We start from the raw sequence: 14,059 nt of genomic DNA, 5'->3' as shown, positions 1-14,059 counted from the left end.
ATTTATCGCTTCAATTCGAAGATGCTGTCGATCTCGACCGGGATGCCCATCGGCAAAGTATGCACGCCGAGCGCGCTTCGAGCGGGAAGCCTGTCTTGTCCGAACAATGTCAGCAAGAGGTCGCTGGCGCCGTTGGCCACTTGCGGATGTTGCGTGAACGACTGTTCGGCGCGCACGTAGACCGTCAGCCGGCTGCATCGCTCGATGTTGTCCAGACCGCAGGCTTGATCGACGCAAGCCAGGATCATCAGCATCGTCAGATGCGCCGCGTGGCGCGCCGTTTCGACAGACATGTCGCCGCCGACCATTCCGACGATTGGCTTGCCGTTTTCGAAAGGCCCGAGACCGGAAACATAGACCTGACTGCCCGCAATCGAAACCGTTCGATAGGAGCCGAGCGGCGCGATGGGCGCCGGCAGTTCGATCCCCGCTTGTGCAAGGCGTTCGGATACGTTCATGTTCGGCTCACCGTGATGTGATCAAAACACTAGCGTAACCCGGTCAATATCCTCGGCTATCGCGATCGCGATTTGTATTTCCAGAAGGGCGGCCCGTCCTGCGCGTCACTGCTTCGCTCCGATTCCCTCGATGCGCCACAACTGCGTCTCGAGGCGGGGGCCTGTCTCGGGCTTGAACCAGCTCATGTCCTGGATGTGGGAACTCGTAACGTAGAGGGTCCCGTCGGGGCCCTCGGAGAACGTATCGGGCCAGCGCAGCCGCTTGTCCTGCACGAGGGTCGTGATGCGATCCCCGTCACGGACTCTGACTGCGTCCTGCTCGATCGCGCTCAGATAAAGTCGCCCGCGCTCATCGATCCAAAGACCGTCGGTCGGCTCCGTCTCGGCGACACGCTCCACGCGCGCTTCGAGGTCCTTCTCCGACAGACGCGGGTTCTGCAATGCGTTTGTCGCGATGCGATAGAGCGTGCGACCGGTCAGTGCTTTCCAGTAGAGCGTGCGCCCATCGCGCGAAAGCGCGAGGCTGTCGGCGGCAAATTCGACTCCGCGTCCGTCGGGTCGGCGTAGCGGCTGCCCGTCGATCCTGACGACCACGTCCTTTTCCGGCTGCGTGCTCGGATGGCCGCCGAGCACGCGCCTGGCCTTGCCGGTCTGCAGATCCACGACCACGAGCGCTCCCTTGGCCCCGGCATCGGTCAGGTAGGCATAGTGACCATCCGGCGAAAACCGCACATCGTTCAGATAGCTTCCCTGAGGCGCGACGCTCTCGTCGAAGCGGATCACCTGCGCGACCTGGTTCGCCTTGAGGTCGATCTTGACGAGCTTGGGTCCGCCCGGCACGAGCGATGCCGTGGCTGGCGCGGCCGGATCGACGACCCAAAGATTGCCGTGTGCATCGGTCACGACGCTCTGGACGCACACGAAATGATCTCCGGCGGACATCTGGTTCTTCTTCTCGTTGCGCCATGCATTCCACTCGTCGTCCGGGTAGGGTTTGATCTGGCCGTCGCGCGTCACTTCTGCAACCGAGACCGGCGCATCTTCTGTCCAGCGCGGAAAATTGACGAAGATGCGCCCATCCTTCGAAACGGTCACGCCCGTAACCTGGTGCTCGAATTTTGCGACCTGTTGCAGTTGTGGCGTATCGGATGTAGGCCCCGCGTGCTGCTGTGCGATGGATGCATTGGCGAGAAGCGTCATCGCCACGATGGCGGACGCGGCTGCGATTCGGATCATGGTCGTTTCCTTTGCATGGCGGCACTCGGGATGCGCGGCGAATTTACGGCGCGAACACGGCGCGGACGCAGCCGTCGGTCTTGTGCTTGAACATGTCGTAGCCGCGTGGCCCGTCCTCCAGCGAGAAGCGGTGAGTGGCGAGGTAAGCAGGGTTCAGCTCGCCTTTCTGCGCGTGCGAGAGCAGCCGATCCATATAGGCTTGCCCGTGCTGCTGCGCGCTGCGCACCGTCATGCCCTTGTTCATGATGGCGCCCATCGGGAACTTGTCGATCAGCCCGTAGACGCCGAGCACCGACAGCGTGCCGCCTTTGCGGCAGGCCATCACGGCCTCGCGCAGCGCCTGGCCGCGGTCCGTCTCCAGACGCAGCGCCTGTTTGACGCGGTCATACGCGTATTGCGGCCCGGTGCCGTGCGCTTCCATTCCTACCGCGTCGATGCACGCGTCGGGGCCGCGCCCGCCGGTCATCTCCATGAGCGTTTCGAGGACGCTGTCGACCGCCGTATAGTCGATCGTCTCGGAGCCGGCGTGCTCGCGCGCCATCTGCAAGCGCTCGGGAAAGCGGTCGATCGCGATGACGCGCTCCGCGCCCATCAGACGCGCGCTTTGCTGCGCCATCAGCCCCACGCCGCCGCAGCCCCAGACCGCGACCGTGTCGCCCGGCTGGATGTTGCAGAAGTCGGCGCCCATGTAGCCGGTCGGCGCCGCATCGGAGAGGAACAGCGCCGTATCGTCCGGGACGCCGTCAGGGACTTTGAAGCAGTCGTTGTCGGCAAACGGTACGCGCACGTATTGCGCATGCGCGCCCGCATAGCCGCCGAACGCGTGCGTGTAGCCGTAGATGCCTGCGGTCGTATGTCCGCCCAGAAGCGGTGCCTGTAGCTCGGGCTTGGGATGCGTGTTGTCGCACAACGAGTAGAGCGAGTGCTGGCAATACCAGCATTGCCCGCAAACGATGAATGAAGGAACCACGACGCGGTCGCCCTTTGCGAGGCGCTTCACCTCGGGGCCGATCTCCTCGATCACGCCCATGAACTCGTGGCCGATGACATCGCCCGACTTCATCGTCGGGATGTAGCCGTCGATGAAGTGAAGATCCGAGCCGCAAGTCGTCGACAGACTGACGCGCAGGATCGCGTCGCGGGGATTGATGATCTCCGGGTCTTTCACAGTCCCGACGCGCAGGTCGTTTACCCCGTTCCAGTACAGTGCTCGCATGCTCACTCTCCTTAACGCGTGGTTGCGCGAGCAGCGGGCTGCCGCTCAGTGGTGGGAATCTCGCCGGTCTCGACGAGGCTCTTGAAGCGCCGCAGCGCGTTGTCCGCGACCAGATTCAGCGGCGTGGTCCCGAGAAGTTGCAGCAGGCCTTCACCGAGCGCGCCGCCGGGCGGGTCGAACCGGACGTGCAGCGTCGCCACGGTGCCGCGGTCGTTCGGGGCGGGGTCGAAGCGGACGGATCCCTCGTTCGGAATGGCGGCGCCAGGCAGCGAGCGCCAGCCGACGCCTCCGCCGGGGCCGTCGACGATCTCCGATTCCCATTGGTAGGCGCGCCCGAGCGGCGTCCTTATTTCCCAGCGCATGCGGCCGTCGCCCGCCGGGTGCAACGTCGCGAAGCCTGCCACGAGTTGCGGGAGCGTCCCGGGCGCAAGCCAGAGCCGACGAAGCTCGTCCGCAGTCTTGCCGATGGTGATTGCGCGCTCCACCTCCGGCGTCGCGCCGGCGGTCCCACTTCGCCCCTTGTTGTCTGCCCGTCCGCGATGGAGCGGGACACCGTACCCGGCACTCGCCGCTGCCATGCCCGCGCAGGCAGTGAGCGCGAGAGCCACGGTGCCTTTCTTTCGTCCGGCGAGTCCGGACACGATCAAGGCCGCGCTGAGCGCGACGGGGATCCAGCCAATGCCTTGCATGGCTTCTCCGGTCGACACGCCCGAAGAATGGCCGCCGCGCCTCAGTGATTCGCGCGGCCGGATAGCAAGAATGTTGCTTGCCATAACAAATGCTCCAAAGGTTACTGATCGCCGTGGTGCCCGCTACGCGGTTCGTACCGTGCAGCGGGATCGACGAGACATGTTGGCGACGCTCGAGCCCATTGCACGCGTGGCAATGATTGAGCGATGAGCCCGAGCGCTCATGCAACCACGATCGCTGCGTCGCTTCGCTAACCTCCCGGATGCAAGACCACCTTGGTCCAGCCGTGGTCGCGCACGTCGAAGTGCTGATAGGCGTCAGGCGCCTGGTCGAGTTTCAACTCATGCGACACGATGAACGATGGCTTCGCGCGGCCCGCGTGTATCAGATCGCGCAACTGCCGGTTGTATGCCTTGACGTTGCACTGGCCCGTGGCGATGTGCTGCCCCTTGAACCAGCACTTGCCCCAGTCGAACGCGATCTGACCTTTCTTCGCCAGTTCGTCCTGCGCGCCCGGATCCTCGGGAATGAACACGCCCACCACGCCGATCCCGCCGGTGAACTTGACCGACGACACCAGGTTGTTCATCGTCAGATTGGGGTTCTCGTGGCGTTGCGGAGCCGGATCGTGGCACTGGTAGCCAACGCATTCGCATCCCACGTCCGCGCCCATGCCTTGGGTGAGATCCATGACCCGCTGCACCGGATCTTCCTTCGAATAATCGATCGCGATCGCGCCGATGGACTCCGCGAGCTTGAGCCGGTCGGGATGGCAATCGACCACCATGACGCTGCGGGCGCCCTTGATCATCGCCGAGTGCGCGGCCATCAGACCGACGGGGCCGGAGCCGTAGATCACCACGGCGTCGCCGGGCCTCATGCCGGCGAGTTCGGTCGCGTGCCAGCCGGTCGGGAAGATGTCGGCGCACATCACGTAGTCGGTCTGCTTCTGCTGGGCGTCAGGCGGCAGCTTCAAGGACATGAAGTCGGCCCAAGGCACCCGGAGATATTCGGCCTGTCCGCCCGGCCACGGACCCATGTCCGCAAAGCCGAATGCGCCGCCGGCGATTCCCGGCTGGTTCGCGCTCAGGCAAAACGCCGTGAGGCCGCGCTCGCAGTTCATGCAGTGGCCACAACTTACATTGAATGGCAGGCACACCCAGTCGCCGGGCTTGATCCGCTCCACGGCAGGCCCGACCTCCTGAACGACGCCCAGATTTTCATGACCGAAGATGCGGCCTTGCTCGAAGTCGGTTCGGCCCTCGTACATATGCAGATCGGAACCGCAGATGTTGGTACTGGTGATTCTGACGATGGCGTCGGTCGGACGCTCGATCTTGGGATCCGGAACATTCTCGACCGTAACTTCACGAGGACCGCGATACACAACGGCTTTCATATGTTTCTCCCGAGAGTTCAACTGCGAAGAGCCTTAGCCGCGAAACCTTCGGCGGCTGTCGGCGTCGACAAACCCGCAGACCCTCCTGCGGTACGTCCCTCTCTCATGCAGACCGGCACTTTGCAGACAGCGTCTGCTATTGCTGGTTGAAGCCGGACAATCTATCGCCATCCTAAATAGTGAGTGCCATGCGCTTCCGGATTTTTGGTGACGGTGCGCGATGTAAGGGCAGCTATCCGCGTGCCCGATTCGGGTCGACAGAGGCGACTCGCGGATGAGCATCGAGATCCAGTGCGATTGATACGGCTATCTAATCGATGCGTGGGGGTGACGTGTAATCGCGTAGTCGCCGAGAACTTGCACCGGGCTGCAGATCTTGCAAGAGCGGCCTGGTTCGAGAACCGGAAGGGTCGCTATTCGGTCAGTTGACTCGCGGGCTTAACCTGCATCGCCGGTCGTTTGTCGAAGCGATTGTCCATGACAAAAAAGCTCGGCGCGCCCGCAGATCGGACACGGCAGCGCATAAGGACACTCATTGACATGGACACCGATGCAGGACCAGCGACTCCCGATTCCCGGCCGGCGTCGATGGCCCGATGGACAACCAACGATGCGGGCAAGACAGCATGCGTTGAACGGAACGTCGAATGCTGTTTGCGTGGCGGTTGCCGCGTTGCTGTGAAGCGAAGAGGATGCCGCGCGATACAACCGCTCACTCACAATGGAGGCTAGCGATGAGAGCGCTCATCTGGGAAGGCAAGAAGGACATCCGGTGCGAGTCGGTTCCGGACCCGGTCATAGAACATCCCCGCGATGCGATCATTAAGGTAACGACATGTGCCATCTGCGGCTCGGACTTGCATCTGTTCGATGGGTTCATGCCCGGCATGGAATCCGGCGACATCATGGGCCACGAATTCATGGGCGAGGTGGTGGAAGTCGGCAACGCGAATAGCACGCTGAAGATCGGCGATCGGGTCGTCGTTCCCTTCACGATCATCTGCGGCGAATGCGAACAGTGCAAGCGCGGCAACTTTTCCGTCTGTGAGCGGAGCAATCGGAACCAGGACGTCGCGAACAAGGTGTTCGGCCACACGACTGCGGGCTTGTTCGGCTATACGCATCTCACAGGCGGCTATCCGGGCGGTCAGGCCGAATACGTGCGCGTACCGTATGCGGACAGAACGCACGTGAAGATTCCCGACGGCCTCACCGACGAGCAGGTGCTCTTCCTCGGCGACATCTTTCCGACCGGCTGGCAGGCGGCGGCTCAGTGCGACATCGAGCCGACAGACACCGTTGCGATCTGGGGCGCAGGGCCCGTCGGCCAGATGACGATTCGCAGCGCCGTTCTGCTCGGCGCGAAGCAGGTGATTGCAATCGACCGGGTGCCCGAGCGTCTCGCCATGGCGCGTGCGGGCGGGGCCACGGTCATCAACTTCGAAGAAGAGAGCGTCCTCGAGCGCTTGGCCGATCTCACACAAGGCAAGGGCCCCGAGAAGTGCATCGACGCGGTCGGCATGGAGTCGCATGCGACGCGCTCATTCGATTCCCTGTACGACCGGGCGAAGCAGGCCGTGATGTTGGAAACGGACCGGCCGCACGTATTGCGGGAGATGATCTACGTCTGCCGTCCGGCGGGCACGCTGTCGGTTCCAGGCGTGTACGGCGGTCTCATCGACAAGATTCCGTTCGGCGCTTCCATGAACAAGGGGCTGACATGGCGCATGGGCCAAACACATGTGAACCGCTGGACGGACGACCTGTTGCGGCGCATTCAGGAAGGGCAGATTGATCCGTCGTTCGTCATCACGCACACGGTGCCGCTCGATCAAGGACCCGAGATGTACAAGACATTCCGCGACAAGGAAGATGGCTGCATCAAGGTCGTGCTGAAGCCTTAGTCGGGAAGACGGCGGCTTGCCTGAATCCGCTGGTGCGGAGGTTCCGCCGCGACCGTTGAAACGGTCGCACGATCATGGACGGAAGCACCCCGAATGTCACTGCCGCAAGCCGCCTTCTTCTATGGCGCGGCGACCGCACTGTCGACAGCTTGAGTCAGTTGCGCGATATCGACCGGCTTCGTGAAGTGAAAATCGAATCCGGCGTCTGTTGTGCGCGCCCGGTCCTGTTGCTGACCCCAGCCGGTGACGGCAATGAGCGTCACGTCGTGCGTCGAGGGCGTTGCCCGTATGCGGCGCGCGACGTCGAGCCCGCTCATGCCCGGCAAGCCGAGGTCGAGCAAGATCACGTTCGGGTTGTATTCGCCGAGGAGTTCGATCGCCTCTTCGCCGGAATAGACTGTTCGTACATCGTGTCCCTGCATCTCCAGAAACGCCGTCATTGCGTCCGCTGCATCGACGTTGTCGTCGACGACCAGGATCCGGCGCTTCGGGGCCGACGCGTGAACGGCAAGCGCAGCGCGTGTTGGCGCCGGCATGGGCAACACGCGCGACGTCGCGGGCAGATGAATGGCAAAGCAGCTCCCCCGATCCTTTCCGCCACTCGACGCGGTGAGTCGGCCTCCATGCAGCTCGATGAGCGATCTGGACAGCGCGAGTCCGATGCCAAGACCGCCCTGCCGATGCTGATCTCGATTGACCTGCGAAAACATCGCGAAGATCGCCGACAGTTTGTCCGGCTCGATGCCGATACCGTTGTCCGTGACCGACAGGACGATCTCGGCGTCGTCAGCCGTCGCCGCGAGTTCGATGCGCCCGCCCGGTGGCGTGTACTTCGCCGCGTTCATCAGCAGGTTGGCCAGCACTTGCGCGAGCCGGAGCCGGTCCGCCTCGATATGCAATGGTCTGACGGGCGGCTTGATGACGAGCTCGTGCCCCTTGCCTGCGAGGATCGGTCTCGCGATTTCGACCGCTTCGTCGACGACTTCGCGCATCGCCACGGCCTCTTTGCGCAGCTTGAGCGCGCCGCGCGTGATGCGCGACACGTCCAGCAAGTCGTCGAGCAGAAGCGCCATCGCGGCCGACTGCCGGCGCAGCACGCTGATGCACCAGATCCTGCGCTCTTCCGTCAAGTTCGGCTGTTCGAGTATCTCCGCGACGTGTCGGATCGGCGCCAACGGATTACGCAATTCATGTGCGAGCGTCGCGAGAAACTCGTCCTTGCGGCGGTCAGCCTCCGAAAGGGCCTGTTCGGCCCGCACGCGTGGCGTCACGTCTCCGAACCACGCCACGACCGAACCGTCCAGAGACGCCGCGACGACGTGAAACCACTGCTCGCCGTTTTCACCCGAGACGCGTATGTCGAATGCCTCTCTTCCCGGGCGCTGGGCGAGCGGTGTGAGCCGCTCGAGCAGCATGTTCGCCTCCCACCCGGCCGGACGCACATATGCCGTGGAACTGCCGATCACGACTGCGGCGTTCTGATTGAAAAGCTGGGCGGCCGCCTTGTTCAGATAGTCCCATCGAAACTCGGCGATGCGGCCCTCGCGAACGACCGGGGTCAGGATGACGAACGGCACGCCTGCGCTGTCCAGGGCCACGTCGAACCGGTGTCGCGCCTGGCGCTCGACCTGCAGAAGGCGATCCGTGGCCTCCTGCGTAGCGGCTTCGGCGCTTCCTGCACGCCGCGCCACCTTGGCGAGTTGCTGCCCGGCCGCCACCAGAAATGCCCCGACCAACGCGTATGCCACCAGCACGATGCGGTCGTCGTGTTGCAGAACGGCCAGACTGCCGACGGGCGGCATCCAGAGCGCGCCGAAGGCCATGCCGCTCACGAGAAGCAGCGATCCCGACCACGCCCCGAACAGAACCGTGATCAACGGAAGCGTCGCGCTGAAGAAGAGGAATGTCAGCCGTCCGTGGGCAACCATCGTCAGCGCCTGCTGAGCTGTCACGATAACGGCGGTAGCTGCAATACCGAAGACCAGGCGCTGTTTCGGTGGATATTGGGCGATGCGTACGATCATGGTCGTGACTCGATTGGGCTGGTTGTTATCCTGTCCACTGTGCAGTCTTTGTTCCTATCTTCTCGCGACTTGCAGAGCGTTGGAATCCGCTGCCGGCGGAACTCGGTGCCCCTCGCTCGGTCAGCGAGTCGCGTCCGAGTCGCCAACAAAAAAGCGCCGACTCCATTACGGGGGCGGCGCTTGAAAGTCCGTCAAAGAAGCGAGATTCCGACGAACCTGAGAGACCTGAATTCTAGGCAGAAAGGTCCACCGGTTCTAATAGCATCGCGTGATGGCTCGGATAAAACTTTCTTATATCGGGATTACACAGGATGACTCTTGCCTTTCTTTTTGGTGCCTTGGCTCGGCACGACGAAGCCGGCCCGCCACCCGCCATCACCGCAGCGGCGCGATCCCGTCCGCGACGCCGGCTGGCATGCAGATATGCTTGAGCTCGGTGAAATCCGCAAGGGCATCATAGCCATGAAGCCGTCCCAGCCCGCTTTGACGATAGCCGCCGGTTTCCGCCTCGGCGAATAGCTTGTTGTGATCGTTGATCCACACCGTCCCGTTGCGCAGCGCCCGCGCCATGCGAAACGCGCGCGGACCATCGTTCGTCCACACGCTCGCGGAGAGGCCGAAAACCGTATCGTTGGCTTTCAGAATCGCTTCCTGCTCGTTCTCGAACACCTCCAGCGTGACGAACGGACCGAATATCTCGTCCTGACAGAAGAACGCCTTGGGGTCGGCATGCTCGACGAGCGTCGGCGACAGAAACGCATGTCCCGATGGAGCACCGCGCAGCAGCACGCGATCGGCAGTCGCGCACGCACGTTCGATCGTGTGCTCGACGGAATCGCGCGTGGCGGCGTCGATGAGCGCGCCGATATCCGTCGCCGGATCGATGCCCGGCCCCACCTTCAGCGACGCGAGCGCCGACGCGAGCTTCTCGCGCATGTCCGCCGCCCGCGACGCATGAACCAGCACGCGGCGCGCCGCGGTGCATTGCTGACCCGAGATGATCGTCGCGGCCCGCGCGAGACGCGGCGCGATGGCGTCGATATCCGCATCGCCGAACACGACGCAGCACGACTTGCCGCCGAGTTCGAGCGACAGCTTCTTGATGCTGTCCGCCGCCGCGACCATGATCTTCTTGCCCGTTGCGGTCGATCCCGTAAAGCTGAGGACATCGACGCCGTGTGAATCCGCGAGCCGCTCGCTCGCCGCATATCCGCGCTCGTTGACGAGATTCACGGCGCCCTTGGGCAACGCGGTGAGCTCGAAGCAGCGCATCATCGCGGCCGTCACGAGCGAAGTCTGGGCGGCGGGCTTGACGATCGCCGTGCAACCGGCCGCCAGCGCGGGCGCGAGCGAGCGCACGAGCAACACGGCGGGCGCGTTCCACGGCACGATGATCGCGACGACGCCGGCCGCTTCGCGCAGCATCGTCGATATCGTGCCGGGTTCAGGCTCCAGCACATGCCCGGCGATATGGCGCGCAAGACCCGCGTAATAGCGCACCTCCGAGATGGCGCCCGCGATCTCGCCACGCGACTGCGCGATCGTCTTGCCGTTCTCGCGCGTGAGCAGCGTCGCGAGCGACTCGCGCTCGTGGTCCAGCGCCGCGGCCCACGCCAGCAGCACGTCCTGACGCAAACGCGCGTCCTGCGCCCACGTCGTGCGATCGAACGCATGTCGCGCGGCGGCGATGGCTGCGTCGGCTTCGTGCGCGCCGCCGTCGGCATATTGGCCGATGGCTTCCCCCGTCGCGGGGTCGATGCTGTCGAGCGTCGGCGTGCCGGTCCATTCGCCGGCGATCCAGTGTCGTGCGTTCATGCGGAGCTTTCCTTGATTAAGGGGGAGGGTTCGTCACCCGAAAAGTTCGACGCCCGATGCAACTCGTCGCCGATGATCGCGATGAGCGCTTCGGCCGCCGCGCTCAACGGGCGGCGCGGATGGCTCACGCAGAGAATGTGTCGCACGATTCGCGGCGCGAGAATCGGACATGCGCGCAACGTGCCGTGCCGCGCGGCCCGCTCGACGACGATGCGCGGCAGGATCGTCGCGAAGCGCGTATTTTCGACGAGCTTGAGAATGGTCGACAGCACGTCGATCTCGAAGCGCGGCGCAAGCAGGATGTCTTCGTGCTGCGCGGCGCTGTCGAGCACGCCGCGCAGACCGTGGCGCTTGGTCGGCAGCACGAGTTCCAGTTCCGGCAGTTGCGCGAGTTCGATCGCGTGCGGCAGATCCGGTCCATGCGTCGCACTGGTGGCGAGCACCATCTCTTCGTCGAGCAGCGGGCGCGAGTCGAGCGAAAGACGCGCGCGCGGCTTGTTGATGATGGCGGCATCGAGCTGGCCGCCCGCGACCCAGTCGATGAAGGTGGCGCTGTAGCCATCGGCGACGGTGACTTCGACATCCGGGTAACGCGCGTGAAAGCGCGACAGCGAATCCGCGAGCACGCTCTCCGTCACCGATGCGATCAACCCTATGCCGACATGTCCCGTGACCACTTCGTCGCGTTGCACGAGTTGCTGCCGCGCGTGGGCCAGGTCCCGCATGATCGGCAAGAACAGGCGGTACATCAGCCGTCCCGCGGCGGTCGGCGCCATGCCGTGCGCGCCGCGCTCGAAAAGCTGCTGATGCAATTCGTCCTCGAGCTTCGCGATCTGCATGCTGAGCGCGGGCTGCACGATGTTGAGACGCTTGGCCGCGCGCGTGACCGAGCCGTCCTCGAACAGCGCGATGAAGTACTGGATTTGCTTGAGGTCCATGTTCCGTGGGGTATCAGCGATGCTAATAGGCGACCGCACCGTTATCAGACTGCTTCGATGGACCGCGCCGGGCGTTTGTTCAGGCTTGCTGCTCAAGCGCCCATTCGCGCGTGCTCCATTGATACGTGACCGTAACAACCGTGTCATCCGGGCTAGCACCGATATAAGCACGAATGATTCGGCGCATCAATAAACAGTATTAGCCGTTATGGGGCGATCTCGCTACGCTTCATCCAATGCGCTGGCTTTGGCAGGCGCGCCCAGATGGAGACGCTGATGAACACACGCGATGCCGCAACGAACGGCAATCCCGCATTCTCGTGGGCCCCGGATCGCACCGATACCGGCTCCCTTTCGCTGCGCGACTGGCTCGCGCATCTTGCGCGGACCGGCCGCGTCGCGACGATCGACAAGCCCGTTGCGCTTGAACATGAACTCGCTGCCATCGCCAAGCGCCTCGACGGCACGCAGGCGGCGTTCTTCACGCAGCCGGGCGGTCACGCGGTGCCTGTCGTCAGCGGCTTCATGGCGAAGCGTGCATGGATCGCGGAAGCGATGGGCGTCGACGAAACCGAACTGCTCGCCCGCTTCTCGGCTGCTGCTGCTGCGCCGCTTCCATCGAAACGCGTCGAACGTGAAAACGCGCCGTGCCAGCAAGTCGTGCATACGAACGGCATCGACCTGCACGCGCTGTTGCCGATTCCGACGCATAGCGAACACGACAACGGCCCGTACATCACCGCGGGTCTCGTGATTGCACGCAATCCGCGGACCGGCGTGCAGAACGTTTCGATCAACCGCATTCAGGTGCATGGCCGCGACCGCATGGCGATCCTGCTGCTGCCGCGCCACCTCTATGCCTTTCAGCGCGCGGCGGAAGAAGCCGGCGATGCGCTGGATGTCGCCGTAGCCATCGGCGTCGATCCGCTCACGATGCTCGCTTCGCAAGCGATCACGCCGATCGATCACGACGAGCTGGAGATCGCGGGTGCGCTGCATGGCGCGCCGCTGCCCGTCGTCGCGTGCGTGACGAACGGCGTGCATGTGCCGGCGTTCGCGGAGATCGTGATCGAAGGGCGCATTCTGCCGGACGTGCGCGAGCCGGAAGGACCGTTCGGCGAATTCCCGAAGTACTACAGTGCAAAGGAAGCGCGCGAAGTCATCGAAGTGACGGCGGTGACGCATCGGCTCGATCCGGTCTTTCATACGATCGTGCCCGCCGAGATGGAGCATCTGCTGCTCGGTGCGATTCCGCGCGAAGCGACGTTGCTCGCGCACCTTCAACGCAGCCATCCCAACGTGAAGGACGTGCATCTTTCGGTGGGCGGCGTGTGCCGTTATCACCTGTGGGTGCAGTTCGACAAGAAGCGCGAGGGCGAAGCGAAGAACGTGATCCTCTGCGCGTTCGGCGCGCATTACGACATCAAGCAAGTGGTCGTAGTCGATCCCGATGTGAACGTGCACGATCCCGCCGAAATCGAATGGGCCATCGCGACGCGTTTTCAGGCGGACCGCGATCTCGTCGTGATCGCGGGCGCGCAGGGTTCGCCGCTCGATCCGTCGACGACTGTCGGCCAGCCCGCCGATGCGCCCGCGCATCTGCAAGGCATGAGCACGAAGATGGGCCTCGATGCGACGCGCCCCGTCGTCTATGCCGAGCACGTCTTTACGCGCGTGCGCATTCCCGGACAGGACGCAGTCGATCTGGACGCGCTCGTCGCCGCCGACAACAGCGCACTGGACGCCTACCTGGCGCGCAATCATGGCTGAGCAGAAGAAGCGCATCGTCGTCGGCATTTCCGGCGCGAGCGGCGCGGTGATCGGCGTGCGCCTGCTCGCTGCGTTGCGGCGGCTCGGCACGCACGAGACGCATCTGATCGTGTCGGCATCGGGCGCGGTGACGGCGGCGCAGGAACTCGGGCTGACGCGCGGCGACATCGACCAGCTCGCCGACGTCGTCCACAACGTGCGCGATATCGGCGCGTCGGTCGCGAGCGGATCGTATGTCAGCGACGGCATGGTGATTGCACCGTGTTCGATGAAGACGCTCGCGGCCGTCGCCAACGGCTTCGCCGACAACCTGCTCACGCGCGCCGCCGACGTGATGCTCAAGGAACGCCGCCGCCTCGTGCTCGTCGCGCGCGAAACGCCGCTCAATCTCGCGCATCTGCGCAACATGACGCTCGCCACCGAAATGGGCGCGATCGTGATGCCGCCGGTGCCCGCGTTCTACGCGCATCCGAAGAGCATCGACGATGTGGTCGATCACACGGTCGGGCGCATTCTCGATCTCTTCGGCATCGAGCATCAGGAGATCGCGCGACGCTGGAGCGGCCTCGCCGATGCATTCGGCCGCCGCGCGCAAGATGAGGAATGATG

At 64.0% G+C, this 14,059-nt stretch carries 11 protein-coding genes; 3 read left to right on the top strand and 8 right to left on the bottom strand.

What is annotated here, in order from left to right:
- Positions 1-2 precede the first annotated feature (2 nt).
- The 5 genes from QCE58_RS20460 to QCE58_RS20440 form a co-directional block, all read right to left on the bottom strand.
- Entirely contained in the window at positions 3-458 is a 456-nt protein-coding gene (locus QCE58_RS20460; protein ID WP_008348110.1) for a RidA family protein, read from the bottom strand.
- A 105-nt stretch (positions 459-563) separates the two neighbouring features.
- A complete protein-coding gene (locus QCE58_RS20455; protein ID WP_241484849.1) occupies positions 564-1,658 on the bottom strand; it encodes an SMP-30/gluconolactonase/LRE family protein in 1,095 nt (364 codons plus the stop codon).
- Between the two features lie 79 nt (positions 1,659-1,737).
- Positions 1,738-2,910 carry a zinc-dependent alcohol dehydrogenase gene (locus tag QCE58_RS20450; RefSeq protein ID WP_250436543.1) on the bottom strand — a complete coding sequence of 391 codons (1,173 nt, stop codon included), beginning with the start codon at positions 2,908-2,910 and terminating at the stop codon, positions 1,738-1,740.
- 11 nt (positions 2,911-2,921) lie between these two features.
- A complete protein-coding gene (locus QCE58_RS20445; protein WP_250521926.1) occupies positions 2,922-3,683 on the bottom strand; it encodes a hypothetical protein in 762 nt (253 codons plus the stop codon).
- A gap of 167 nt (positions 3,684-3,850) precedes the next feature.
- On the bottom strand, positions 3,851-4,999 hold the full coding sequence (locus QCE58_RS20440; protein WP_239294579.1) for a glutathione-independent formaldehyde dehydrogenase: 1,149 nt from the start codon (positions 4,997-4,999) through the stop codon (positions 3,851-3,853).
- Positions 5,000-5,733: 734 nt separating this feature from the next.
- On the opposite strand from QCE58_RS20440, the gene QCE58_RS20435 reads away from it, so the two are divergent.
- The gene (locus QCE58_RS20435; RefSeq protein WP_175980901.1) at positions 5,734-6,903 is read left to right on the top strand and encodes a zinc-dependent alcohol dehydrogenase; all 1,170 of its coding nucleotides are present in this window, start codon (positions 5,734-5,736) and stop codon (positions 6,901-6,903) included.
- A 119-nt stretch (positions 6,904-7,022) separates the two neighbouring features.
- Here the strand turns inward: QCE58_RS20435 and QCE58_RS20430 are convergent, their stop codons facing one another.
- The 3 genes from QCE58_RS20430 to QCE58_RS20420 form a co-directional block, all read right to left on the bottom strand.
- Positions 7,023-8,927 (bottom strand): ATP-binding protein, encoded by a 1,905-nt coding sequence (locus tag QCE58_RS20430; RefSeq protein WP_250521925.1) that lies wholly within the window; start codon positions 8,925-8,927, stop codon positions 7,023-7,025.
- A 375-nt stretch (positions 8,928-9,302) separates the two neighbouring features.
- Positions 9,303-10,742 (bottom strand): aldehyde dehydrogenase family protein, encoded by a 1,440-nt coding sequence (locus QCE58_RS20425; protein WP_250436539.1) that lies wholly within the window; start codon positions 10,740-10,742, stop codon positions 9,303-9,305.
- The gene (locus QCE58_RS20420; protein WP_008348104.1) at positions 10,739-11,680 is read right to left on the bottom strand and encodes a LysR family transcriptional regulator; all 942 of its coding nucleotides are present in this window, start codon (positions 11,678-11,680) and stop codon (positions 10,739-10,741) included. Before QCE58_RS20420 ends, QCE58_RS20425 begins: the two co-directional genes overlap by 4 nt.
- 276 nt (positions 11,681-11,956) lie before the next feature.
- Between QCE58_RS20420 and QCE58_RS20415 the strand changes: the two genes are divergently transcribed.
- Both QCE58_RS20415 and QCE58_RS20410 read left to right on the top strand, forming a co-directional pair.
- Positions 11,957-13,450, top strand: coding sequence for a UbiD family decarboxylase (locus QCE58_RS20415; RefSeq protein WP_034471030.1), 1,494 nt, complete (start codon positions 11,957-11,959; stop codon positions 13,448-13,450).
- A complete protein-coding gene (locus QCE58_RS20410) occupies positions 13,443-14,057 on the top strand; it encodes a UbiX family flavin prenyltransferase (protein ID WP_175980894.1) in 615 nt (204 codons plus the stop codon). Before QCE58_RS20415 ends, QCE58_RS20410 begins: the two co-directional genes overlap by 8 nt.
- The last annotated feature ends 2 nt before the right edge of the window (positions 14,058-14,059 follow it).

Origin of the sequence: Caballeronia sp. LZ028, from assembly GCF_031451415.1 — a bacterium.
Classification (GTDB): Bacteria; Pseudomonadota; Gammaproteobacteria; order Burkholderiales; family Burkholderiaceae; genus Caballeronia; species Caballeronia zhejiangensis.
Note: the sequence above shows the minus strand (reverse complement) of the source record. Positions and strands in the feature narration are given on the sequence as shown.